Annotated in this window: 20 protein-coding genes; 9 read left to right on the top strand and 11 right to left on the bottom strand. The window is 69.9% G+C overall.

The annotated features are described in order from the left end of the window. Window positions 1–484: 484 nt before the first annotated feature. Together dcd and ABZT06_RS33300 are read left to right on the top strand one after the other, a co-directional pair. Complete coding sequence (gene dcd / locus ABZT06_RS33305) at window positions 485–1,060, top strand: dCTP deaminase (RefSeq protein WP_037735257.1); 576 nt, start codon at window positions 485–487, stop codon at window positions 1,058–1,060. Beyond that, entirely contained in the window at window positions 1,057–1,566 is a 510-nt protein-coding gene (locus ABZT06_RS33300; RefSeq protein ID WP_355749414.1) for a phosphoribosyltransferase, read from the top strand. Before dcd ends, ABZT06_RS33300 begins: the two co-directional genes overlap by 4 nt. Before the next feature lie 492 nt (window positions 1,567–2,058). Here the strand turns inward: ABZT06_RS33300 and ABZT06_RS33295 are convergent, their stop codons facing one another. The 3 genes from ABZT06_RS33295 to ABZT06_RS33285 all read right to left on the bottom strand — a co-directional run bounded on the left by ABZT06_RS33295 (window position 2,059) and on the right by ABZT06_RS33285 (window position 7,318). After that, window positions 2,059–3,009, bottom strand: coding sequence for a YIP1 family protein (locus ABZT06_RS33295; RefSeq protein WP_355749411.1), 951 nt, complete (start codon window positions 3,007–3,009; stop codon window positions 2,059–2,061). 58 nt (window positions 3,010–3,067) lie between these two features. Next, window positions 3,068–4,483: an FG-GAP and VCBS repeat-containing protein gene (locus ABZT06_RS33290; protein WP_355749408.1), complete on the bottom strand. Its 1,416-nt coding sequence runs from the start codon at window positions 4,481–4,483 to the stop codon at window positions 3,068–3,070. 552 nt (window positions 4,484–5,035) lie between these two features. Next, on the bottom strand, window positions 5,036–7,318 hold the full coding sequence (locus ABZT06_RS33285) for a (Fe-S)-binding protein (RefSeq protein ID WP_355749405.1): 2,283 nt from the start codon (window positions 7,316–7,318) through the stop codon (window positions 5,036–5,038). A gap of 207 nt (window positions 7,319–7,525) precedes the next feature. Between ABZT06_RS33285 and ABZT06_RS33280 the strand changes: the two genes are divergently transcribed. The 5 genes from ABZT06_RS33280 (at window position 7,526) to ABZT06_RS33260 (ending at window position 12,798) form a co-directional block, all read left to right on the top strand. Then, window positions 7,526–8,545: an MraY family glycosyltransferase gene (locus tag ABZT06_RS33280; RefSeq protein ID WP_355749402.1), complete on the top strand. Its 1,020-nt coding sequence runs from the start codon at window positions 7,526–7,528 to the stop codon at window positions 8,543–8,545. 94 nt (window positions 8,546–8,639) lie between these two features. Further along, window positions 8,640–10,490 (top strand): molecular chaperone DnaK, encoded by a 1,851-nt coding sequence (dnaK, locus tag ABZT06_RS33275; RefSeq protein ID WP_355749398.1) that lies wholly within the window; start codon window positions 8,640–8,642, stop codon window positions 10,488–10,490. Next, window positions 10,487–11,128, top strand: a complete 642-nt coding sequence (grpE, locus tag ABZT06_RS33270; protein WP_355749395.1) for a nucleotide exchange factor GrpE — start codon at window positions 10,487–10,489, stop codon at window positions 11,126–11,128. Before dnaK ends, grpE begins: the two co-directional genes overlap by 4 nt. A 36-nt stretch (window positions 11,129–11,164) precedes the next feature. Then, entirely contained in the window at window positions 11,165–12,346 is a 1,182-nt protein-coding gene (dnaJ, locus tag ABZT06_RS33265; RefSeq protein ID WP_355749392.1) for a molecular chaperone DnaJ, read from the top strand. A gap of 5 nt (window positions 12,347–12,351) precedes the next feature. After that, entirely contained in the window at window positions 12,352–12,798 is a 447-nt protein-coding gene (locus tag ABZT06_RS33260) for a helix-turn-helix transcriptional regulator (protein ID WP_355749389.1), read from the top strand. A 62-nt stretch (window positions 12,799–12,860) separates the two neighbouring features. Here ABZT06_RS33260 and ABZT06_RS33255 read toward each other — a convergent pair whose 3' ends face one another. After that, window positions 12,861–14,900 (bottom strand): PA14 domain-containing protein, encoded by a 2,040-nt coding sequence (locus tag ABZT06_RS33255; RefSeq protein ID WP_355749386.1) that lies wholly within the window; start codon window positions 14,898–14,900, stop codon window positions 12,861–12,863. Window positions 14,901–15,141: 241 nt separating this feature from the next. Here ABZT06_RS33255 and ABZT06_RS33250 point away from each other — a divergent pair, with 241 nt between their 5' ends. Beyond that, window positions 15,142–16,245, top strand: a complete 1,104-nt coding sequence (locus ABZT06_RS33250) for a substrate-binding domain-containing protein (RefSeq protein WP_355749383.1) — start codon at window positions 15,142–15,144, stop codon at window positions 16,243–16,245. A gap of 52 nt (window positions 16,246–16,297) precedes the next feature. On the opposite strand, the gene ABZT06_RS33245 is transcribed toward ABZT06_RS33250, so the two are convergent. From ABZT06_RS33245 to ABZT06_RS33235, 3 genes are read right to left on the bottom strand one after another with little or no spacing between them, the layout of a single operon-like run. Further along, window positions 16,298–17,140, bottom strand: a complete 843-nt coding sequence (locus ABZT06_RS33245; protein ID WP_355749380.1) for a transglutaminase family protein — start codon at window positions 17,138–17,140, stop codon at window positions 16,298–16,300. Between the two features lies 1 nt (window position 17,141). Next, window positions 17,142–18,074 carry an alpha-E domain-containing protein gene (locus tag ABZT06_RS33240; protein WP_355749377.1) on the bottom strand — a complete coding sequence of 311 codons (933 nt, stop codon included), beginning with the start codon at window positions 18,072–18,074 and terminating at the stop codon, window positions 17,142–17,144. Beyond that, window positions 18,071–19,615 (bottom strand): circularly permuted type 2 ATP-grasp protein, encoded by a 1,545-nt coding sequence (locus tag ABZT06_RS33235; RefSeq protein ID WP_355749374.1) that lies wholly within the window; start codon window positions 19,613–19,615, stop codon window positions 18,071–18,073. The genes ABZT06_RS33240 and ABZT06_RS33235 overlap by 4 nt, the downstream gene beginning before the upstream one ends. Window positions 19,616–19,922: 307 nt before the next feature. On the opposite strand from ABZT06_RS33235, the gene ABZT06_RS33230 reads away from it, so the two are divergent. Continuing rightward, window positions 19,923–20,951 carry a LuxR C-terminal-related transcriptional regulator gene (locus ABZT06_RS33230; protein WP_355749371.1) on the top strand — a complete coding sequence of 343 codons (1,029 nt, stop codon included), beginning with the start codon at window positions 19,923–19,925 and terminating at the stop codon, window positions 20,949–20,951. Here ABZT06_RS33230 and ABZT06_RS33225 read toward each other — a convergent pair. The 4 genes from ABZT06_RS33225 to ABZT06_RS33210 are packed head-to-tail and all read right to left on the bottom strand — an operon-like array spanning window position 20,914 to window position 24,516. Continuing rightward, on the bottom strand, window positions 20,914–21,906 hold the full coding sequence (locus tag ABZT06_RS33225; protein ID WP_355749368.1) for a helix-turn-helix transcriptional regulator: 993 nt from the start codon (window positions 21,904–21,906) through the stop codon (window positions 20,914–20,916). The genes ABZT06_RS33230 and ABZT06_RS33225 overlap by 38 nt on opposite strands. Further along, on the bottom strand, window positions 21,903–22,718 hold the full coding sequence (locus tag ABZT06_RS33220) for a helix-turn-helix transcriptional regulator (RefSeq protein ID WP_355749365.1): 816 nt from the start codon (window positions 22,716–22,718) through the stop codon (window positions 21,903–21,905). The genes ABZT06_RS33225 and ABZT06_RS33220 overlap by 4 nt, the downstream gene beginning before the upstream one ends. Then, on the bottom strand, window positions 22,715–23,479 hold the full coding sequence (locus tag ABZT06_RS33215; RefSeq protein WP_355749362.1) for a hypothetical protein: 765 nt from the start codon (window positions 23,477–23,479) through the stop codon (window positions 22,715–22,717). Before ABZT06_RS33215 ends, ABZT06_RS33220 begins: the two co-directional genes overlap by 4 nt. Beyond that, window positions 23,476–24,516 (bottom strand): helix-turn-helix transcriptional regulator, encoded by a 1,041-nt coding sequence (locus ABZT06_RS33210; RefSeq protein WP_355749359.1) that lies wholly within the window; start codon window positions 24,514–24,516, stop codon window positions 23,476–23,478. The genes ABZT06_RS33215 and ABZT06_RS33210 overlap by 4 nt, the downstream gene beginning before the upstream one ends. Window positions 24,517–24,529 lie beyond the last annotated feature (13 nt).

Below are 24,529 nucleotides of genomic sequence, written 5' to 3'. Positions count from 1 at the left end.
GCAACGTTACCTTACCTCATCCCAGGCCCCCGGCGACGAAGCCGTGGGGCCTGAGTGCGTCTGCGGGGTGGGACGGGGCTGCGGGGCACGGGAGTTGGGGCGTACGGTGGAGGGGTGGAAGAGGGTCCGGGCGGGACCGGAGTGCCGCCTGGAGGGCCGTCCCGTCCATCCCGTAATGTGCCTTTTGTCGTCAGCTGAGCAGTAGCCCGACGCGGCTCTTGGGGAAGGGACTCAGGACTTGATGGAGCAGGACTTGATGGAGCGCACCGTCGTCCGTTGTGCCGATGGACACGTGTTCAGCACCGCTTCGTTCCCGATGCAGCAGGCCGAGCGCCTCGGTCCCGGACGGCTCGTCCGGTGTCCTCGCTGTGCCCGGCTTCGCAGTGTCGTTCAGGTGACCTCGGAGAAGCACTGAAAGATCGGTAGGAGGCGCGCGGGTCCGTCCGATGGTGGCCGGTCCGCGCGCCTTGCGTATCCTCGGGGCGTGCTTCTCTCAGACAAGGACATCCGGGCCGAGATCGACGCCGGGCGGGTACGGATCGATCCCTACGACGAATCCATGGTGCAGCCGTCCAGCGTCGACGTGCGCCTCGATCGCTTCTTCCGGGTGTTCGAGAACCACCGCTACCCCCATATCGACCCCTCCGTCGAGCAGGCCGATCTCACGCGGCTCGTGGAGCCGGAGGGCGACGAGCCGTTCATCCTGCACCCCGGGGAGTTCGTCCTCGCCTCGACGTACGAGGTCATCACCCTCCCCGACGACCTCGCCTCCCGCCTGGAGGGCAAGTCCTCCCTCGGCCGCCTCGGCCTCGTCACCCACTCCACCGCCGGCTTCATCGACCCCGGCTTCAGCGGACACGTGACCCTGGAGCTGTCGAACCTCGCCACGTTGCCGATCAAGCTCTGGCCGGGGATGAAGATCGGCCAGCTGTGCATGTTCCGGCTCAGCTCGCCGGCCGAGTTCCCCTACGGCAGTGAGCGCTACGGCTCCCGCTACCAGGGCCAGCGCGGCCCCACCGCCTCCCGCTCCTTCCTCAACTTCCACCGGACCCAGGTATGAGCGCCGTACGCGAGAACCTGACCTACGAGGCGTTCGGCACCGCGGTCCGCGAGCTCGCGCAGACCATCGCCGACGACGGCTACGAGCCCGACGTCGTGCTCTCCATCGCCCGCGGCGGAGTCTTTGTCGCCGGCGGCCTCGCGTACGCCCTCGACTGCAAGAACATCCACCTGGTGAACGTCGAGTTCTACACCGGCGTGGGGACCACCCTGGAGATGCCGGTCATGCTGGCCCCCGTCCCCAACGCCATCGACTTCTCCGACAAGAAGGTCCTCATCACCGACGACGTCGCCGACACCGGCAAGACGCTCAAACTGGTTCGGGACTTCTGCCTCGACGCCGTCGCCGAGGTCCGCTCCGCGGTCATCTACGAGAAGTCGCAGTCCCTGGTGAAGTGCGAGTACGTCTGGAAGCGGACGGACGACTGGATCAACTTCCCGTGGAGCGTTCTGCCTGTAGTACGTAGGTCGGGGGAGCCGATCACCCCGTCAAAGGAAGCGCTCTGACCTGACCCGTTATCGGCTGCTTCAGCCATACGCGTAACGTGCATGTAACGCAGTGTATGTGGGGGGCAGCAGCTTAGGGATCGCACCTCGATACCGAGGCTGCCCCGCCCGAACGGCGGTTTCGCGAAGGCGGCCGGTACACCCGAGACGTACGGGCCGTTGCGCAGTTCGGCCACGGGGGAGCCGATCGTGTTGCGGGCGAGCACGCCCCAGTGATCCGTGGTTCCGCCGCCGCTCCCGTCGGCGACCGCCGATCCCGGGAGGATCGCCGCCATCACGGTGGCCAGCACAGCGGCCGCGAGCACGGTTCCCCTGCTCCTACCAGAACGAGATCTCACGAACACTGGGCACTCCTTACAGAGGGTGTAGGAGTGGTTAAATGACTCTCAGTTACATAAAGCGGGTGACATGCCCGGAATGTAACCCGTTCGCCCGATTCGAACGCGCGAAAACGCTCACTCTGCGTTACGAAGTGTCCGGTGGCCGTCAGACCTAGAACGTGCCGAGCTTCACGATCATCAGCAGGGCGATCAGCTGGATTGCCGATGCGCCGAGGGCCTTCGGCCAGGGGAGGTCGTGGCTGCGGCTGACCATGAGGGTGAGCAGGGCGCCGGCCGCGACCCAGGTCGCCCAGCCCAGGAGCTGGACGAAGGACGCGTCGCCGCCGAAGAACATGGCCACGATCAGACGGGGGGCGTCGGTCAGGGACATGATCAGCATGGAGAGGCCGACCGTGGGCTGCCACGCGCCGTCGCCGCCGAGCTGGCGGGCCAGGGCGTGGGTGACGACGCCCAGGACGAAGGCCGACAGGACCATGGCGACGGCCGTGGTCAGGACGATCGGGATCGCGTTCGACAGGGTGGCGTTGATCGCGTCCTCTCGGGCGCCCTCGAAGCCGAACACCGCGAGCAGGCCGTAGAGGAAGGTCACGACGAGGGCCGGGCCCCACATCGTGTAGTCCCGCATCTGGAGGAAGGTCTGCCTGGGGGAGAGCAGGATGCCCTTCAGGAGTTCCTTCCAGTGCAGGCGGGGGCCCACCGGGGCCGCGGGGGCCGAGCCCGCGCGGTAGGTGCCGCCCTGGTTGTACGGGTCTTCACCGACCGAGAACGCCTGGGTGTGGCCCGGGTTGTTCGCCGCGTACGGGTCGTGCCCGCCCTGCGGGGCGCCGGCGCCGTCGCCGAAGTACTCCGGCTCGTCGTAGCCCCCGCCGCCGCCCTGGGTCCACTGGCCCGGGTGGGGCTGCGGCGCGGGGGGATAGCCGTACGACTGTCCCTGGGGCGCCTGCTGCCCGTACGGAGGTTGTTGCGGTCGCGCGTGAGGAGCGCCGTTGTCCCGGCCGCGTCCGATCCTGAATCCAGCCACGTCTTCGAACGTACCTGGTCCTGGAGAGTGACGGGCGCGGCCGGGCGTTTCGGGGACGGCTTTGCTGCCGAGCTGTGACATCCCTTAAGGGAGCTCCCATCCGTCCCCTACGGGGCTTCCGCACCCCGGGCGACGCCCTTCAGTCGGCGAGCGCGGCGCCGAAGTACGGGCGGTTGCCCAGGCCCAGGCCGCTCACCGTCAGCGTGGCCGAGCCCGTGCCCGCCGGGCCGGAGGCGGTGCCGGGGAAGAGGTGCAGTCGGCCGATCTCCGGTGCGGCGGCGACCAGTTCGGCGCGGCCGTCGCGGTTGTAGTCGCGCAGCAGGACCGAGGCGCCGAACCAGGAGTCGTTCTCGTCGGCCGGGCGCTGGAAGCCGGCCGTGGTGTAGTCGATCTGGCGGGCGTTCGTGCCGGTGAGCCCGGACTTTCCGCCGCGCAGGAGGGTGACGGCGCCCGCCCGCATGAACTCGCTGCCGAGCGTCTCGTTCGGGGCCCCCACCGCGAGGTCCGGGTAGCCGTCACCGTTGGTGTCCCCGGCCGAGACGTCGAAGCCGAAGTCGTCGCCGGTCTCGCGCACCCCCGGTACACCCGCGGTGTCCTGGGTGAGCGACCTGACCGTGCTGCTGAAACCGGTGGCGGTGCCGTTGAGGAGGTGGACCGCCTCGCCCTTGCCCGCGCGGGCCGCTCCGACGGCCAGGTCGCCGTATCCGTTCTTGTCGAAGTCGGCGATGGTGGCGGACGCGGCGTAGGAGAGGTCGGCTTCGCCCGGGAGCGGCAGGTCGTACTTCTTGGGCGGTGCGACAGGGCCGCTCGCGCCGCCGCGGAAGAACCAGACGCGCTGGTGGGCGCTCCAGTCCTCGCCGATCACCGCGAAGTCGGCGGTGCCGTCCTTGGTGACCTTGCCCGAGACGACCAGTGCGGGCCTGATGTCCTCGCCGTCGACCGGGTCGAGGTTGGTGGCCTTGCCGCGGGAGCCGGACTTGGTGAACGGGCCGCGCAGGAACCAGACGTAGTCGCCGCCCACCGAGACCACGTCGACCTTGCCGTCGGCGTTGAAGTCGCCCACGGCCACGTCCTTGGCGAAACTGTCCGAGCCGCCCGGGATCGCGTAGTCGCTGCCGCCGCTCAGGCCGGTCTTGGAGCCCCACAGGATCGTGAAGGTGCCGCGGTGGGAGGAGCCCACGACCTCGCCCGGGGCGGTGGCGACGACATCGGCGAAGCCGTCCTTGTTCACGTCGGCCGTGGTGACCTTGGTGCCGAAGAAGTCCTTGCTCTCCGCCGCGCCCTCGACGCCGGGGCTGTTCTGGGTGACGACCGTGCGCTTGGTGAAGTCCAGCCCCTTCGAGGTGCCCCACACGACCACCACCGCGCCTGCCTCCTTCCTTCCTCCGGCCGTGGCGGTGCGGTCGCCGACGGCGAGGTCGCGGTAGCCGTCGCCGTTGAAGTCGTCCGGATACTTCGCGGCCGCCGCGCCCGCCGGGGCGGCGAGGGCGAGGGGGCTCAGGCCTGTGGCGAGGAGGGCGGCGGCCAGGAGGAGTGGGCGGGTGCGGGGGGTCAAGAGGACTCCATGGGGCGTTGATTGATCCCGGGATCGCGCGACGTCGCGACGTGGCGACCAGAAGATCTCCGACGGATCTCCGATCGCGATCAGTAGACCTCCGGCAAGAGGCAGGGGTTGTACGGGAGTTCGAGCCACCCCGGCCGCACCTCCGGCGCCCTGGTCCTGACCTTCACGGTGGGCCCCCGGGGCCCAGCAGAAGCTCGCGTGGTCGGCGCCGGTCCAGACGGTCCACGCCGTCCTGATCACCGCCGTCATCCTCGGCTGGCGCCCGCTGCTCCTGGGCCACCCGGCGAGCCTCGCGGAGGGCTTCTCGGGGTGTGCGGCTTCGGAGTCCTGGTCCTGACCCACATGGTCCTGGCGGGGCGGAGCATCGGGGAGAGCTGAAGGCCGGGTCAACACCCGCCGCGAGCCGTCGAGTACGGGCGGCCGAGGAGGCAAGTGCTGGACGCGGAGGACGTGTTGGAGGTCCCGGAACGACGACGGCGCCCCCAGGTCCCGCAGGACCTGGGGGCGCCGAACAGCACCGTCGTGACCGTTACTCCACCGGCGTCACTTCACCGGCTCCGGTTCCGGCTCGCTCTCCGTCTCCGCCGTGTCCTGCGGGTCGAGCGGGGTCTTCACGGACTGCAGCAGCAGCTGGGCGACGTCGACGACCTGGATCGACTCCTTCGCCTTGCCGTCGTTCTTCTTGCCGTTCACCGAGTCGGTGAGCATGACCAGGCAGAACGGGCAGGCGGTGGAGACGATGTCCGGGTTCAGCGAAAGGGCTTCGTCCACGCGCTCGTTGTTGATGCGCTTGCCGATCCGCTCCTCCATCCACATCCGCGCGCCACCGGCGCCACAGCAGAAGCCGCGCTCCTTGTGGCGGTGCATCTCCTCGTTACGCAGGCCCGGGACGCCCGCGATGATCTCGCGCGGGGGCGTGTAGATCTTGTTGTGGCGGCCCAGGTAGCAGGGGTCGTGGTAGGTGATGATGCCCTCGACCGGGGTCACCGGGACCAGCTTGCCCTCGTCGACGAGGTGCTGGAGCAGCTGGGTGTGGTGGATGACCTCGTAGTCGCCGCCGAGCTGCGGGTACTCGTTGCCGATCGTGTTGAGGCAGTGCGGGCAGGTCGCGACGATCTTCTTCGCGGACTTCGGCTTCGCGGACTCGGCGACCACCTTGCCGTCGTCGTCCAGCTCCTCGCCGAACGCCATGTTCAGCGCCATGACGTTCTCCATGCCGAGCTCCTGGAACAGGGGCTCGTTGCCGAGACGCCGGGCGGAGTCACCGGTGCACTTCTCGTCGCCGCCCATGATCGCGAACTTGACGCCCGCGATGTGGAGGAGTTCCGCGAACGCCTTGGTCGTCTTCTTGGCGCGGTCCTCCAGGGCGCCGGCGCAGCCGACCCAGTACAGGTACTCGACCTCGGTGAGGTCCTCGATGTCCTGGCCGACGACCGGGACCTCGAACTCGACCTCCTTGAGCCACTCCAGGCGCTGCTTCTTCGCCAGGCCCCAGGGGTTGCCCTTCTTCTCCAGGTTCTTGAGCATCGTGCCCGCCTCGGACGGGAACGCGCTCTCGATCATCACCTGGTAGCGGCGCATGTCGACGATGTGGTCGACGTGCTCGATGTCGACGGGGCACTGCTCCACGCAGGCGCCGCAGGTGGTGCAGGACCACAGGACGTCCGGGTCGATGACGCCGTTGTCCTCGAGAGTGCCGATCAGCGGGCGCTCGGCCTCCGCGAGGGCCGCGGCGGGCACACCGGCCAGCTGCTCCTCGGACGCCTTCTCCTCGCCCTCCATCGTCTTGCCGCCACCGGCCAGCAGGTACGGGGCCTTGGCGTGCGCGTGGTCGCGCAGGGACATGATCAGGAGCTTGGGGGAGAGCGGCTTGCCGGTGTTCCAGGCCGGGCACTGCGACTGGCAGCGGCCGCACTCGGTGCAGGTGGAGAAGTCCAGCAGGCCCTTCCAGGAGAACTGCTCGACCTGGGAGACACCGAAGACGTCGTCGTCACCGGGGTCGGTGAAATCGATCGGCTTGCCGCCGGAGGTCATCGGCTGGAGACCGCCGAGGGCCGTCCCGCCGGTCGCCTCGCGCTTGAACCAGATGTTCGGGAAGGCCAGGAAGCGGTGCCAGGCCACACCCATGTTGGTGTTGAGCGAGACGACGATCATCCACACGAAGGACGTGCCGATCTTGATCGTCGCGACGAGGTACACGAGGTTCTGCAGCGTGGCGGTGCTCAGGCCCTTGAAGGCCAGGACCAGCGGGTACGAGGCGAAGTACCCGGCCTCGTAGCCGTCCACGTGGTGCAGCGCGCCCTCGAGGCCGCGCAGCACGTAGATGGCGAGGCCGATGGTGAGGATGACGTACTCGACGAAGTACGCCTGACCCGCCTTGGAGCCCGCGAAGCGGGACTTGCGGCCGGGGCGGGAGGGCAGGCTCAGCAGGCGGATGACGATCAGCGTGAGGATGCCGAGGGTCGTCATCACTCCGATGAACTCGATGTACAGCTCGAACGGCAGGAAGTCGCCGATGACGGGCAGTACCCAGTCGGCCTTGAAGAGCTGGCCGAACGCCTGCGCCAGGGTCGGCGGCAGGGTCAGGAAGCCGACGGCAACGAACCAGTGGGCGAAGCCGACGATGCCCCACCGGTTCATCCGGGTGTGGCCGAGGAACTCCTTCACCAGCGTCACGCTGCGCGCGTAGGGGTTGTCGGTCCTGCTTCCGGCGGGCACCGGCTGGCCCAGCTTGAAGTACCGGACGAACTGGCCGATGGCGCGTGCGAGCAGTGCCACGCCGACCACGGTCAGTACCAGCGACACGATGATCGCGGCGAGTTGCATTTCGGGGCTCCTCGGGCCTGCGAGGGGTTCTACGAGCAAGATCAGGGTGAGATTACTAAGCGGTAACTTATGCAGTCCGTCTGAGACTACCCCCATCATCCGTCGCAATGTATCCGGGCACGGGGTGATCTGAATCGCTGAGGGTTACCTTAAAACCCGATCGTGTTATTCGTGAGGAATTGGTACATACGGCGCTAATTTAGGCTCGTGCTCTACGGGATCCTTGCTGCCACCTCCGCCCTGCTCCTCGCCGCCGTGCTCACCGCCGTGCTGCGGGTGGCCGCCCTGCGCCTCGGCATCGTCGACCGGCGATGGCGACGGCCGATGCCGCTCTCCGGCGGGGTCGCGATGGTGGCCGCCACCTGTGGTGTGGCCTTCGTCGGGGACTGGTGGGGCGTCACCCCGCTGGGGCCCGAGGTCGGGCGGCTGCTCCTCGCCGGGGCCTGCGTGGCTCTCCTCGGGCTCGTCGCCGACGTACGGCGGGTCAAGGCGCGGTTCCTCGTGGGCGGTACGGCCGTGGCGGCGGCGTGCGTGGTGCCGTACGAGGAGACGGGGGTGCCCGCCGGGATCCTCGCGGTCGGCTGGATCGTCTTCGTCGCCCTCGGGTTCAAGGCGCTGGACCACGCCGACGGACTCGCCGGGACCGTCGGTGTCGTCACCGCCTTCGGGGCGGGGGCCCTGGCGGCGGCCGAGGTGATGGACGGGCTCGCCGTACTGCTGAGCGTGCTGGCCGCCGCGCTGACCGGGTTCCTGATGCACAACTGGCATCCCGCGCGCGCGGGACTCGGCGCGTGCGGCGCGCTGTTCACCGGTTTCGTGCTCGCCGCCGCGGCCGTCACGACCCGCGCGGGGCAGGAACTGGGCTCCGGCGCAGGGGTGTTGTTCGCGCTGACGGCGGTGGTGAGCGCCGACGTGGTGCTCGTCGTCCTGGCCCGGAGACTGTCCGGGCGGCCGCTGCTGCGGGCCGCCCCCGACCATCTCGCCCACCGGCTGCGGCGGCTCGGGCTCACTCCGCAGGGGGTGTCCGTGGTCCTTGGTACGGCGGCCTTCGGCGGGGTACTCGTCGGGGTCCTGATCGACCTCGGGTGGCTCGCCGCGACCGGCGCTCTCTGGGTCGCCGGGGGAGCCCTGGTCGTCGTACTCGTACTCCTTCGCATCAAGCCCAGCAGTGCCTCGCGTCCGGTATCGACGCAGGTCAGAGCCCAGTTGCGTGTAAGGAACGGATAAGAGTTGAGCCCGTACGACTCAGGTCTGTTGACCGAGCCGGGGACGTCGTGCACACTTGAGCCTGTTCCACTCAAGTCAGCTGGAGGAATCAACCATGGCACGTGCGGTCGGCATCGACCTGGGCACGACTAACTCCGTCGTCAGCGTTCTCGAAGGCGGCGAGCCCACCGTCATCACCAACGCCGAGGGTGCCAGGACCACGCCGTCCGTCGTCGCCTTCGCGAAGAACGGCGAAGTGCTGGTCGGCGAGGTGGCCAAGCGCCAGGCGGTCACCAACGTGGACCGGACCATCCGTTCGGTGAAGCGGCACATGGGCACCGACTGGAAGATGGAGCTGGACGGGAAGCCCTTCAACCCGCAGCAGATCTCCGCCTTCATCCTCCAGAAGCTGAAGCGGGACGCCGAGTCCTACCTGGGCGAGAAGGTGACCGACGCGGTCATCACCGTCCCGGCGTACTTCAACGACTCCGAGCGTCAGGCGACGAAGGAGGCCGGCGAGATCGCGGGCCTGAACGTCCTGCGCATCGTCAACGAGCCCACCGCGGCCGCGCTCGCGTACGGCCTCGACAAGGACGACCAGACGATCCTCGTCTTCGACCTCGGTGGCGGCACCTTCGACGTGTCCCTGCTGGAGATCGGCGACGGCGTCGTCGAGGTGAAGGCCACCAACGGTGACAACCACCTCGGTGGTGACGACTGGGACCAGCGTGTCGTCGACTACCTGGTGCAGCAGTTCAAGTCCGGTCACGGCGTGGACCTCGCCAAGGACAAGATGGCGCTGCAGCGTCTGCGTGAGGCCGCCGAGAAGGCCAAGATCGAGCTGTCGAGCTCCACCGAGACCTCGATCAACCTGCCCTACATCACGGCCTCCGCCGAGGGCCCGCTGCACCTGGACGAGAAGCTCACCCGGGCTCAGTTCCAGCAGCTGACCGCGGACCTCCTGGAGCGCTGCAAGACCCCGTTCTTCAACGTCATGAAGGACGCCGGCGTCTCCATCAACGAGATCGACCACGTCGTCCTCGTCGGTGGCTCCACCCGCATGCCCGCCGTCGCCGAGCTCGTCAAGGAGCTCACCGGCGGCAAGGACGCCAACAAGGGCGTCAACCCGGACGAGGTCGTCGCCATCGGCGCCGCCCTGCAGGCCGGTGTGCTCAAGGGTGAGGTCAAGGACGTCCTGCTCCTCGACGTGACCCCGCTGTCCCTCGGTATCGAGACCAAGGGCGGCATCATGACCAAGCTCATCGAGCGCAACACCACGATCCCGACCAAGCGGTCCGAGATCTTCACGACGGCCGAGGACAACCAGCCGTCCGTGCAGATCCAGGTCTACCAGGGCGAGCGCGAGATCGCGGCGTACAACAAGAAGCTCGGGATGTTCGAGCTGACCGGTCTGCCGCCGGCCCCGCGCGGTGTCCCGCAGATCGAGGTCGCCTTCGACATCGACGCCAACGGCATCATGCACGTGACCGCCAAGGACCTGGGCACGGGCAAGGAGCAGAAGATGACCGTCACCGGCGGCTCCTCGCTGCCGAAGGACGAGGTCGACCGGATGCGCCAGGAGGCCGAGCAGTACGCGGAGGAGGACCACCGCCGCCGCGAGGCCGCCGAGACCCGCAACCAGGGCGAGCAGCTCGTCTACCAGACGGAGAAGTTCCTCAAGGACAACGAGGACAAGGTCCCCGGCGAGGTCAAGACCGAGGTCGAGGCCGCCGTCGAGGAGCTGAAGGCCGCGCTCAAGGGCGAGGACACCGCGGAGATCCGCACCGCCACCGAGAAGGTCGCCGCGGTCTCCCAGAAGGTCGGCCAGGCCATGTACGCCGACGCCCAGGCCGGACAGGCCGCCGGCGGCGACGAGACCGGTGAGGGCGCCTCGCAGGCCAAGGCGGACGACGACGTCGTGGACGCCGAGATCGTGGACGACGAGCGCAAGGACGGTGCCGCGTGACGGAGGAGACCCCGGGCTTCGACGAGAAGCCCGACGTCCCCTCCGGCGCCACCCCCGACGACGCCGAGCCGAAGGCCGCCCCCCAGGAAGGGGCGGCCCCGGCCGGGGACGCAACAGCGCAGATCGCCGGCCTGACGGCCCAGCTGGACCAGTCCCGCAAGGCGCTCGACGAGCGCACCGCGGACCTCCAGCGGCTCCAGGCCGAGTTCCAGAACTACCGACGCCGGGTGGAGCGGGACCGGATCACGGTCAAGGAGATCGCCATCGCGAACCTCCTGACCGAGCTCCTGCCCACGCTCGACGACATCGGCCGCGCGCGGGAACACGGTGAACTCGTCGGCGGCTTCAAGGGCGTCGCGGAGTCCCTGGAGACCGTCGCGGCGAAGATGGGGCTGCAGCAGTTCGGCAAGGAGGGCGAGCCCTTCGACCCGACGATCCACGAGGCCCTGATGCACAGTTACGCGCCCGACGTCACCGAGACGACGTGCGTGGCGATTCTGCAGCCTGGGTATCGCATCGGCGAGCGCACCATCCGCCCCGCGCGGGTGGCCGTGGCCGAGCCGCAGCCGGGCGCGCAGACGGTCAAGGACGAGTCCGAGGCCGGCGAGGAGAAGGACAACGGCCCTGAGGAGGGCTGACGTCGTAGGGGATGAGCGAAAGGAGGGACGCTGGGGATGAGCACCAAGGACTTCATCGAGAAGGACTACTACAAGGTCCTCGGCGTCCCCAAGGACGCCACCGAGGCCGAGATCAAGAAGGCGTACCGGAAGCTCGCCCGCGAGTTCCACCCGGACGCCAACAAGGGCAACGCCAAGGCCGAGGAGCGCTTCAAGGAGATCTCCGAGGCGAACGACGTCCTCGGTGACCCCAAGAAGCGCAAGGAGTACGACGAGGCCCGCGCCCTCTTCGGCAACGGCGGCTTCCGCCCGGGGCCGGGCGGCGCGGGCGGCTCCTTCAACTTCGACCTGGGCGACCTCTTCGGAGGCGGCGCCCAGGGCGGGAGCCAGCAAGCCGGCGGCTTCGGCGGCGGACTCGGAGACGTCTTCGGGGGCCTGTTCAACCGGGGCAGCTCCGGAACCACGCGCGTCCAGCCCCGGCGCGGGCAGGACATCGACACCGAGGTCACCCTCAGCTTCACCGAGGCGATCGAGGGCGCGACGGTCCCGCTCAGGATGTCCTCGCAGGCCCCCTGCAAGGCCTGTTCGGGCACCGGCGACGCCAACGGCAACCCGCGCGTGTGCCCGACGTGCGTGGGCACCGGCCAGGTGGCGAGGGGTTCCGGCGGAGGGTTCTCCCTCACGGACCCCTGCCCGGACTGCAAGGGCCGCGGCCTGATCGCGGAGAACCCCTGCGAGATCTGCAAGGGCTCCGGGCGGGCCAAGTCCTCCCGCACCATGCAGGTCCGCATCCCCGCGGGGGTGTCGGACAGCCAGCGGATCCGGCTGCGCGGGAAGGGGGCGCCCGGTGAACGCGGCGGCCCCGCGGGCGACCTGTACGTCACCGTGCACGTCGACGCGCACCCCGTCTTCGGCCGCAAGGGCGACAACCTCACGGTGACGGTCCCGGTGACCTTCTCCGAGGCGGCGCTCGGCGGCGAGGTCAGGGTGCCGACGCTGGGCGGCCCCGCCGTGACGCTGAAACTGCCCCCGGGCACGCCCAACGGCCGCACCATGCGGGCGCGGGGCAAGGGCGCGGTCCGCAAGGACGGCACCCGGGGCGACCTGCTGGTCACCGTCGAGGTGAGTGTCCCGACCGAGCTGTCGGGGAAGGCTCGTGACGCGCTGGAGGCGTATCGCGAGGCGACCGTGGGTGAGGATCCACGGGCGGAGCTGTTCCAGGCCGCGAAGGGAGCATGATTCGAGTGGACGGTCGTCGACGCAACCCGTATGAACTGACCGAGGAGACCCCGGTCTACGTCATCTCGGTGGCGGCCCAGCTCTCCGGCCTGCACCCGCAGACCCTGCGCCAGTACGACCGCCTCGGCCTGGTCTCCCCGGACCGCACGGCCGGGCGGGGCCGGCGCTACTCGGCCCGCGACATCGAACTGCTGCGCACCGTCCAGCAGTTGTCGCAGGACGAGGGCATCAACCTCGCCGGCATCAAGCGCATCATCGAACTGGAGAACCAGGTCGCGGCGCTGCAGTCCCGGGTGGCCGAGCTCCAGGCGGCCGTCGAGGGTGCCGCGGCGGCCATCCAGCAGCGTGAGGCGGCGGTGCACGCGTCGTACCGCCGTGACCTGGTGCCGTACCAGGAGGTCCAGCAGACCAGCGCGCTGGTGGTGTGGCGGCCCAAGAGGGCGAAGGACTAGGCAGCACTGCGCGAAGGGGCCCGGAGAGATCTCCGGGCCCCTTCGCCGTGCTCACACCCTGTTCACTCGGACGGCGGGGCCAGGGCCACCCAGGCGTCGTCGGGGGCGGATTCCCTGCCGTCGGCGTGCACCGCGCTCACCCAGTAGAAGTGGGTGGTGCCGGCCGCGGCCGTGGTGTCGGTGTACGACAGGCCGGTGACCGGTTCGGCGGTCAGCGGCTCGTAGGCGGCGGTGGCCGGGTTCCAGCGGTGGATCCGGTAGCCGGTGATGTCCGTGCCGTAGTAGGAGGTGGACAGCCGCCACGTCAGATCGACCCCGGTGCCGCTGGCGGCGGGCTCGGCGTCGGCGTCGACCAGCCAGTCCACGGGGGTCTGGACGGTGGGTCGCAGGTCGTACTCGGTGACGGTGGTGGACACCTCGGTCTCCGCGGAGACGTCGGTGGTGTTGCCCGAGGTGTCCACCGCGTCCACGAAGTAGGTGAGGGTCTCTCCGTCCTGGAGGTTCGCCGAGTCGACGAGCCGGCTGGTCCCCGCCTCGACCCGGCCCACGTAGGTGTACCGGGTGCCGTCGTCCACCGTGCTGAGCCGGTGCACGTGGTACTCGGCGATGTCGGCGGCCGGACTGTCGTCCCAGTCCAGGACCGTGCCGTACTCGGTGGCGGTGGCCGTGAACCCGGTGACGAGCGGCGGGGCGGTGCCGTCGGAGTGGGTGATCGAGGGCTGGGTGGACTGTTCCGACTCCCGCCCGAGCGCGTCCACGGTGGTCACGCCGTATGTGTAGATCCCGCCCGGCACGGCCGTGCTGTCCGTGCAGGTGTAGGTGTTCTGGGTGCCGTAGGCGGTGTCGGTGAGCTTCGGAGCGCAGGGCACCACCCGGGCGTCGACGACGACATCCTTGCCGGCCGCGCTGTCGTAGCGCTGCTCGACGCGGTGGACCCGGAACTCCTGCGGTGCGTGCGGCGACACCTTCCAGAACAGGTCGACGCCGCCGCCGTTCTCCGGCCGGTTCTGCAGGTTGTAGAAGTAGGGCTCGGCGAGCGGCCGGGCGAACGGGACGACCGATGAGTACCCGGTGTTGCCCGCCGCGTCGGTCGAGGCGATCTTGTAGTAGGAGGTCTCCCCGTACGGGGCGGTCTCGTGGACCGCGGAGCTGCCCAGGTTCGTCTCGGCCACTTCGAACGGCCCGTCGGGCGATGCGGACCTCAGCAGCTGGGTCGTCAGATCCGGCTCACCGGGCCACCAGGTGAAGGTCACCCCGAACAAGGCCGACTCCGCGACGACGGTCAGCCCGGTGACGGTCGGCGCGGTCCGGTCCACGGTGGTGACCGGCTGGTCGGCGGTCCCGCCCGACTCGTTGCCTGCCTTGTCGTAGGCGCGGACCTCGTAGTAGAAGGTCGTGCCCGCCTTCGGGAGGGTGGTGTCGGTGTACGAGGCCGAGGCGGTCGTCGCCAGCGGCTTGACGGGGAACGTACCGCCCTTGCCGCGCCGGTAGACCCGGTACCCGGCGAGGTCCATCTCCTTGTTCGTCGCCCAGGTGAGCTCGGCCTTGCCGGTGGTCTTGTCGTAGGACACCGAAGCGCCGGTCGGGGCAAGGGGCTTGACCTTGTCGACGCTCGCCGAGGTGCGGGGTGTATAGGTGACCTTGACCTTGGCGGTGCCGGTCCAGTTGGCGTAGTCGATGCGGAGGGTGTGCTTGCCGGAGGGGATCGTGGTGTTGACGGTCTTGCCCACCGTCGTGGACGTGTTCTTCCACAGGTCGATCCTGCGGACGCCGTCGACGTACACGCGGATGCCGTCCAGGCCGGTGGCGTTGAGCGCGAAGGGGCCGCCGGAGCCGAAGTCGCGGGTCACGCTCCAGCGGACGCCGAAGTTGTCCTTCGGGAGGCCGGAGAGGGGGGCGCCGCTCCAGCTCTGGTCGATCGCGTTGTCGCAGTCGGTCTTCTTCGGGGTGCCCGACAGGCTCGTGTTCGCGTAGAACTGCCGCTTGAACACGGGGGAGGCGCACGACACGGTCGCCGAGGCGGGGGTCGCCGTCAGGGTGACGAGGGTGCCGGCGGTGGCGAGGACGACGGCGGTGGCAGTCGTCCGGCTGGCTGACTTCATTCGATCCTCTGGTCGGACATGGAACAGCAGTTGTGGGGCTGCTGTGATCACGACTCACCAGGTGTGAAGTTGGTTGTACTAGTGTTCGCGCCAAGTCTTCACACCATCGGCGGAGAGTGGCGTTGCGCACTCGTTAAGTGATTCCGCTTGACGCCGGTGGGCGGCCCCGCGTTGTCTTTTCAGACACCTGGGCCGCAATGCCGCGCCCGCGTCCCGGAAAGCACCAGAAGTGAGCAGCCCCATGCGTCGTATCGCCATAGCCGTGGCCGCGTCCACGATGACCCTCTCGCTGGCCGCCTGCGGGGCGCTCGGCGCCGCGAGCGGGAGCGAGGCGAGCCCGACCAAGGGCAACGACGTCACCGTCGGTGTGCTCATGCCGGAGAAGACGAACACGCGCTACGAGGAGTTCGACTACCCGATCATCAAGAAGAAGGTCGCCCAGCTCACGAACAACCAGGGCAAGACCGTCTACGCCAACGGCGAGGCCAACGCCAAGAAGCAGGCCACGCAGATGCAGCAGATGATCGACGACAAGGTCGACGTCATCCTGCTGGACGCGGTGGACTCGCACGCCATCGCGGGCATGGTGCAGAAGGCCAAGGACGCGGGTATCCCGGTCGTCGCCTACGACCGGCTCGCCGAGGGCCCGATCGACGCGTACGTCTCCTTCGACAACGAACTCGTCGGCGAGGTGCAGGGCCGCTCCCTCATCGAGGCGCTCGGTTCCGGTATCGACACCTCCGACAAGATCGTGATGATCAACGGCTCGCCGTCCGACCCGAATGCCGGTCAGTTCAAGGCGGGCGCGATGTCCGAGCTCAACGGCAAGGTGACCATCGCCAAGAGCTACGACGTCGACGGCTGGAAGCCGGAGACCGCCCAGAAGAACATGTCCGAGGCGATCAGTGCGCTCGGCAAGGGCAACATCAAGGCCGTGTACTCCGCCAACGACGCCATGGCCGGCGCCGCCATCCAGGCGATGGAGAACGCGGGCATGACCAAGATCCCGCCGATCACGGGCCAGGACGCTGAGCTGTCCGCCGTGCAGCGGATCGTCTCGGGCGAGCAGTACATGAGCGTCTACAAGCCCTACCCGGACGAGGCCGAGGCCGCCGCCGAGATGGCCGTCACGAAGATCCAGGGCAAGGGCATCCAGTTCGACGCCCTCGCCACGGACAAAGTCGACAGCCCCACGAACAAGGACATCCCGGCCCAGCTCGTCCAGGTCGTCGCCCTGACGAAGGACAACGTCAAGAGCACGGTCGTCAAGGACGGCATCTACACCATCAAGGACATCTGCACCTCGGACTACAAGAGCGCCTGTGCGGCCGCGGGCCTGCAGTAGCCGGTGACGGGGAGGGGCCGGAGGGTGATCCCCCTTCGGCCCCTCCCCGCTGTCACGCCACCCGCGTGAACTCCACCGTCACCTCCGGCGACCCGCCCGCGGCACCCCGGTAGATCCCCTTGTGCGGGGTCACGTCGTCGTAGTCGCGGCCCCGGGCCACCACCACATGGGTCTCGTCGGCGCGGACCCGGTTCGTGGGGTCGTAGCCGCACCAGTCGCCCGCCCAGTACTCGATCCAGGCGTGGCTCTCCCCCGCGACGGGCCGGTGGAGTTCGGCCTCGCGCTCCGGATGGAGGTAGCCGGAGACGTAGCGGGCCGGGAGGCCGACGCCCCGGAGCATGGCGATGGTGAGGTGGGTGATGTCCTGGCAGACGCCCGCGCCCTGCTCCCATGCCTCCACCGGGGAGGTGTTCACGCTGGTCGCGCCGGGGAGGTACGACACCCGGTCGGCGACCAGGTGGGACACCGCGACCGCCGTCTCGTGCGGGTCGAGGCCGGCCGCCGCCTTCCGGGCCTTCTTGGCGAGCCTCGGCGGGACCGTCGTACGGCCCGTCGGGCCCGCGAACTCCAACAGGCGTGAGCGCGCGACGCGTTCGCCCACCTCGGTCCAGGTGGGCGCGGCCGGCAGCGGGCCCGGCGGTGACGTCTCGACCAGGCTGGAGGCCGTGATGGTGAGATGGCCGTGCGGGTCCGCCAGGTCGAAGCCGGTGACCTGGGTGCCCCAGTAGTCCCAGTACGACCAGGTGGGCGTGGCCGGGCTGACGGTGACCCGGGCGTCCAGGGTGGTCTGGCCGGGCAGGGTCAGCGGGGTCATGCGGACCTCGTTGTGGGACGAGGCCGCGGGCTGGGCGTAGGAGACCTCGGTGACGTGCTTGATGCGGAGCCGGCGAGTCATCTCACGCGCCTTCCTGGGCCCACTCGACGGGCCCCTGGTACGGGAAGAACCGCTCCGCCACCGCTTCCGCGGAGACCATGCAGGCGGTCTGCAGGTCCCGGAGCAGCAGCGGGAGTTGCTCCTCCAGGGCGTGCAGGTCGAGGTATTCGAGGTGGGTGCGCATCCGGCCGATCGGGCCGCGCGCGGGGTCCTGGCGGGGACGGCCGAGCGCGGTCAGGCACTTCTCCGCCGTCGTCAGTGCGTGCAGCGCGGACCGCGGGAAGTCCCGGTCCAGGAGCAGGAACTCGGCCACCCGCGGGGTGTCGCCGAAACCGCCGTACAGGCGCGCGTACGCCTCGTCGGCGCCCGAAGCGCTCAGCAGGGTCGGCCAGTCGGGCGCGTGGGCCGCGTCCAGAACTCGCACCGACAGCAGCCGCACGGTCATGTCCACCCGCTCCAGGGACCGGCCAAGGACCACGAAACGCCAGCTGTCGTCCCGGCTCATGGTGGAGTCGGCGAGCCCGAAGAACAGGGCCGCGCGCCGCCGTACGAGTTCCAGATACGCGTAGGGGCCCGTACGGCGGGCCGCGAGCCGCTGGTCGGCCAGCGCGTGCCAGGTGGAGTTCAGGCACTCCCACATCTCCGAGGAGACGGCCTCACGGGCGCTCCTCGCGTTGAGCCGGGCCGCGCCGAGCGCGCCCTCGATGGAGCAGGTCGAGCGGGCGTCGAAGGCGAGCTGGTCGAGGACCTGCTGCATGTCGACCCGGGTGCCGCCCGCGTCGACGCCGAGGATCGCGTACAGCGACCGGCAGGCCACGTCCTCGTCGCGCCACGGGTCCTCCAGCATCCGGTGGAGGTAGGCGTCGAGGATCCGCCCGGTGTTGTCCGCCCGTTCGACGTACCGGCCGGTCCAGGTCAGTGCCTCGGCTATCCGGGAGAGGATCACGTCGTTCACTGCTGCTGCGCCCCTTCCTGTACGACGGTGGCGGTGCCGTCGGGACCGTGCTGACGTGGCGCGATGTCCAGGCGGGCGGTGCTGTCCGCGGGTGCGGGCGGTTCCGCGGGCCCCTCGGCGAGCACCCAGGTGTCCTTGGAGCCGCCGCCCTGGCTGGAGTTGACGATCAGGTTGCCCTCCTGGAGGGCGACCCGGGTCAGGCCGCCGGGCAGGACCCAGATGTCGTTGCCGTCGTTGACGGCGAAGGGGCGCAGGTCGATGTGGCGCGGTGCCATGCGTTCGCCCGCGAGGGTGGGGGAGGTGGACAGGGCGACCGGGCGCTGGGCGATGAAGCCGCGGGGGTCGGCTCTGACCGCCGCACGGGTGCGGTCGAGTGTCTCGCGGTCGGCCTTCGGCCCGATGACGATGCCCTGGCCGCCGGCCCCGTCGACGGGTTTCACGACGAGCTGGTCGATCTGGTCGAGGACGGCCTCCAGCTGCCCAGGTTCGTCGGGCCGGAACGACTCCACGTTGGGAAGAACCGGTTCTTCGGAGAGGTAGTAGCGGATCAGGTCCGGGACGTACGTGTAGAGCAGCTTGTCGTCCGCGATGCCGTTGCCGACCGCGTTGGCGAGGGTGACATGGCCCGCCATGGCCGCCCCCAGAATGCCCGGGCAGCCGATCACCGAGTCGGGGCGGAAGTGCAGCGGGTCGAGGAAGTCGTCGTCCAGACGCCGGTATACGACGTGGACGGGCACCTCGCCGCGGGTCGTGCGCATCCACACCCGGTTGCCCCGGCACACCAGGTCGTGGCCCTCGACCAGCTGCACGCCCATCAGCCGGGCGAGCAGGGCGTGTTCGAAGTAGGCGGCGTTGCTGGGGCCGGGCGTGAGGACCACGACCCGGGCGTCCTGGACGCCGTTCGGCGCGGCGGCGCGCAGGGCGGCGAGCAGCTTCTGCGCGTAACCGTCGACGGGGAGCACGTGCTGCCCGTCGAAGAGGGACGGGAAGACCCGGGTCATGGCGCGCCGGTTCTCGATGACGTACGACACGCCACTGGGAACCCGGACGTTGTCCTCCAGGACCCGGAAGTCGCCCTGTTCGTCCCGGACCAGGTCGATGCCGGAGACATGGATGCGCACGCCGCCCACGGGCTCGAGCCCGTGCGCGGCCCGGTGGAAGTGCGGGGAGTTCAGCAGCAGCCGCCAGGGCACGACCCCGTCCTCGAAGGCACGGGCGGGTCCGTAGGCGTCGGCGAGGTAGGCCTCCAGGGCCCTGACCCGCTGGCTCACCCCGCGTTGTACGAGGTCCCATTCGAGGGCGTCGAGGATCCTGGGCACGAGGTCCAGCGGCCAGGGCCGCTCCTCGCCCGCGAAGGCGTAGGTCACGCCCCGGTCGGTGAAGGCCCGGGCCATCTGGTCGGCCCGGAACCTGAGTTCACTCGGCTCGATCGGCTGGAGCGCGGCCAGCACCGGCTCGTAGGCGGTCCTGACCTCGCCCGGCCGCTCGAACATCTCGTCCCACGCGTCGGCCAACGCGTACGCGTCAAATATGTCCGCCATGACCTGACGTTAAGTGCGGCGCGTAACGAGGTGATCACTCCGGGGTTTCCGGGAGTTGACGTACGGAGCGGGTTGTTCCGATGCACCCGTGAGGGTGGCCGCACCACCAGCAGCTTGTCGCAGGGATGCGGGCAAAGGCCCGTAGGTAACGGTGGATACCGGCCGTTGTGCCTGCCGTCGGCCCGAGGAGCCGTGTTGCGGAGCCGGTCCGGTCCGCGCATAGTTGCGGAGCCGAGGGGGCTTCCGGGCTCCGATGGGGAACAGGACAAGAGGGCGGTAGACGCTGGAACCGGGGGTGGGATGGGCAATGGCCGGGCTCGGGACGGACGACCATCCACACGGTGCTGACCGGCTCTGCGAGGCCGGGGACCGGGTGTACTCCCGGGCGGTACGGCGCGGCCGCGTGCCGCGGACCGACGCCGAACCGGTGCCCTGCCTGCTCGAACTTGCCCTGCTGCACCCGGACCCCGACGACATGGACTGGCTGGTGCCCACGGCCCCGCAGGAGGTCATGACCCGGCTGCTGCGCGGGGTCCACGACGAGGTCAGCGCGAGCCAGCGGCGGGTGGGCGAGGCGGTCGCGGCGGTGGAGCGGTACGCCGGCCTCGGGCCCAGTGTCCTGCCGGGCGCCGGTGAGGGGACCGCGATCCGGGTCCTCGACGGCCTCTCCCGGATCCAGGCCGCGATGGACGAGGCGACCGAGGCGTGCACGACGGAGGTCCTCACGGTCCAGCCCGGCGGGATCCGTCCCGAGCACGAGCTGACGGAGGGCCTGCACCGGGCGCTGGCGCTGCGCGGCCGGGGCGTGCGGATGCGGGACCTGTACACCCATGTGGCCCGGCACGGCCAAGGGCTGCTGAACTACCTGGAGTTGATGGGCGGTTCGGTCCAGGCGCGGACGCTGGACGAGGTCATCGACCGGCTGATCCTCTTCGACCGCACGGTGGCCTTCATCCCCGCCAACGCCGACCGCACCCTCGCCCTGGAGCTACGGCACCCGGCGCTGGTGGAGTACCTGGTGACGGTCTTCGAGCGGCTGTGGCGCCTGGCGATCCCCCTCACCGCGCCCCTGCCCGACACCGGGATCGAGGGCATCTCCCACCGCGAGCAGTCCATCGCCGCACTGCTGGCCGAGGGTCACCAGGACGCGGTGATCGCGGAACGGCTGGGGATCAGCGTGCGCACCTGCCGGGCCCATATCGCGCGGCTGTCGGAGACGCTCGGCGCGGCCAGTCGTACGCAACTGGGCGTCCGGATAGCGCAGGTCGGCCTGGACGGCGCGCCGGCCGTGTCCTCGATCACGCTCCCCGGTCAAGAATCCCGGACCGTCCGATGAGGTAGCCGAGCTGGGCGCGGCTCTCGCTGCCCAGGGTGGCGGCGAGCTTGGCGATGTGGACGCGGGCGGTGCGGATGTTCATGCCGAGCCGGTCGGCGATGACGGCGTCGGTGTGACCTTCCACGAGCAGCCCGGCGATGGCCCGTTGGCGGGGCGTGACGCCGTTGAGGCTCGGCCGGTGCACGGTCTGCGGGTACATGGGCGTGGCCTGCCACCACAGCCGGTAGAAGGTCGCGGCGAGGAACTCGACCAGGGCCGGGTGCCGCACCTCCAGCGCGACCGTGCCGTCCTCGCCGGCCGGGATGAACGCCACGCCCCGGTCGGCGACGATGAGCCGGTCGGTGACCTCGTCCAGGGAGCGCGCCTCGGCGTCGCCGCGCAGTTGTTCGTACCGGGCGAGGACCAGCGGCATGTGGCGCTGGGTGTGCTGGTACAGGGTGCGGATGCGGGCGCCGCGGTCGAGCAGCGCCTGGTCCCGGTCCATCGCCACGACCTGGGCGGCGGCGCCCCGGCTGTCGCTGTAGTGGACGTTGGGCTGCACACACAGGAGTTCGTGCACGACACCGGTCATGGCCTCGGTGATGGCCTCGTTGATGGGGCCGGTACCGCTGACGACTTTGATCGCCGGGTTCTCCGCGACCGCCGTACCGCCGCCGCCGATCCGCATGAGCGGCGCGAACGCCTCGGCGAGCCGTTCCTCACGCCGCCGCTCGTGCGCCACACGGTCCGTGGTGGCGCGGAGCATGCGGTACAGGGCCAGGGCGGGCGGTACGGGCTCCAGGCGGCCGATGTCCCGGGCGTCGGGCCGCAGCAGCCCGGTGTCGACGAGACAGGGGACGGACGAGGCGTCCTGGCGGTCGATCCCGCCCTCGCGCAGGGCCCGTGCGTAGAGCTCGATGCCTTCCGGGCACGGGTCTTCCGGGCCGTGCTCCGGATGTGCCGCCGCCGTCGTCACTCGCCCGCATCCTCCTGCCCGAGGATGCCGGACTGCCCGATGAGATAACCGAGTTGGGCCCGGCTCTCGCTGCCCAGCGTCGCCGCGAGCTTGGCGATGTGGACGCGCGCGGTGCGGATGTTCATGCCCAGCCGGTCGGCGATGACGGCGTCGGTGTGGCCTTCGACGAGAAGGGCGGCGATGGCTCGTTGGCGGGGGGTGATGCCGTTGCGCGAGGGCTGCTGCACCGCCTCGGGGTACATGGGGGTGGCCAGCCGCCACAGCCGGTCGAAGGCGGTGACGAAGAAGGCGATCAGGGCCGGGTGGCGGATCTCCAGGGCGAGGGTGCGGTCCTTGTTGGCGGGGATGAAGGCCACGGTCCGGTCGACGATGATCAGGCGTTCCGTCACCTCGTCCAGGCTGCGGGCCTCGACATCGCCGTCCAGACGCTCGTAGCGGGCCACGACGCTCGGCGCGTGCCGGAGGGTGTGCTGGTAGAGGGTGCGGATACGGCCGCCGCGGTCGAGCAGGGCCTGGTCGCGGTCGAAGGCCTCGACATGCACGAAGGGAGGCGGCTCGGTGTGTCTGTCGCTGGTGTTCGGCTGGATGGACAGCAGCTCCGAGCCGTCGGCCATGGCGACGGTGGGGGCGACCGGCTCCAGCCTCTCCGGGTCCGTGACGGCGGGATGCAGGAGTCCGAAGTCGAGCAGACAGGGCGCTTCCCCGGCGTCGACGCCGAGCACGTACCCCTCGCGCAGGGCACGCGCGTACAGCTCCGTCCCTGCCGCGCACAGGTTCTCCACGCCGTGCTCGGGATGGGGCACCGGAATCACTCGGTCACTCCCTCCTGCTCGAGGATTCCTGATCCCGCGACGAGGTGGCCGAGCCGGGCCCGGCTCTCGCCGCCGCGGGCGGCGGCGACTTCGGCGCCGGGGAGGCGGGCGGTGCGGGTGTTCCTGCCGAACCGGTCCGCGAGGACGGCGTCGCTGATCAGCCGGTCGGTGACCGCGTCCAGGGTGCGGACCCGCCCGCGCCGGTCGCGCTGGGGCCGGTCGCGCCAGGCTTGGTCGGCCGCTGGGGCCGTGCGGTCATGTCCGCGCCGGTCGCGCTGGGGCCGGTCGCGTCGGTTCTGGTCGGTCGCCGGGGCCGTGCGGTCCCGCCCGCACCGGTCGCGCCGGGCCTGGTCGCCCGCCGGGGCCTCTTGGCCGGCATCGGCCACGGCCTGGGGGAGGGCCGCGTGGATCCGCTCGCATCCGCCGAGGACGCTGATCGCCATGGCCCCGGCGGCTGTCGGGTGACCGCTGCCGACACCCGTGACGGGCTCGGACAGCGCCGCCGGCCGCTCCGCGCGGCGCCGTTCGTCGGCGATGCGGTCCGCGACGCCGCTCCGCAGGGGGTGCGGGGCGAAGGCCGGGGCGACGGGGCGCAGCCAGCGCGGGTCCTCGACGTCGGGCCGGAACAGCCCCAGGCCGAGCGGACGGGGCGTTTCGTCCGCCGCTGCCCGGCGCACCCGCCCGTCACGCGGTGCACGGGTGTACAGGTTCAGGCCCGCCCCGCACAGTTCCTCCGTGCCGTGCGTGTGAGCCCCGGTCACGGGTGGTCGTCTCCCCCGGATATCGGCTGGTCGGGCTTGAGGATGCCCGACTGCGCGATGAGGAAGCCGAGCTGGGCGCGGCTGCCGCTGCCGAGGGCGGTCGCCAGCTTGGCGATGTGGGCCCGGCAGGTGCGCACGTTCATGCCCAGGCGGCGGGCTATCGCCTCGTCCACGTGACCCTCGACGAGGAGCTTGGCGATGGAGTGCTGGATGTCGGTGATGCCGTCGGCGGCCGTTTCGTACGGAGCTCCGGCGCTCAGCGGCACCGCGCGGCTCCACATGAACTCGAACACCTTGATCAGGTAGCGGACCAGTCCGGGGTGACGGAGCTCCAGGGCGACCTGCCGGTCGTCACGGGTGGGGATGAACGCGACGGTCTCGTCAAGGATGATGAGGCGCTCGACCAACTCGTCGATGGTGCGGTACTCCGCCTTCCCGTCGGCGAAGTGGTCCACCCAGGCGAGCCGTTCCGGACTGTACCTGGCGGTGTGTTGGTAGAGAGTCCGGATCCGCACACCGCGCTCTATGAGTGGTCTGTCGCGTTCCAGAGCCTCCATGAGCCTGTTCTCGGAGCTGCGGCGACCGCTCGGCTGGACCGTGAGCATTTCGGTCTGGCACTGGGCGGTGGCCAGGTCGAGCGCCGCGTTGATGCGGTCGAGGCCCTCCAGCACGGTGATCGAGTGGGTGGAGGTGGTCTCCTGCGCGCTGAGGGCCATGAACGGCTCGAAGACCTCGGTGAGCGCGATCGACAGCCGCCGGTTCTGGCTGATCTCGTGCTCTATGGGGTGCAGGCGCTGTGCCAGGGCAACGGCAGGTGAGACGGGTCGCAGCCAGTTCGCGTCGTCAGGATCGGGGTGCAGAAGAGCGAACTCCATCAGGCACGGGGCGGGTTCGATGTCCGCCCGGAGAATTCGTCCCGTGCGCAGAGCGTTTGCGTAGAGGCGACTTCCCTCTTCGCACAACTCGGTCATCGCATGGGGATGTGTCGCCTTAATCCCATTTGTTGCCAAATCTCCACCCCCCAGGGTCCTGAACATGCAGGAACATGAT

Source organism: Streptomyces sp. NPDC005483 (assembly GCF_040606035.1).
Taxonomy (GTDB): Bacteria; Actinomycetota; Actinomycetes; order Streptomycetales; family Streptomycetaceae; genus Streptomyces.
The sequence above is the reverse complement of the archived record's forward strand: the minus strand, read 5'-3'. Positions and strand labels throughout refer to the sequence as shown.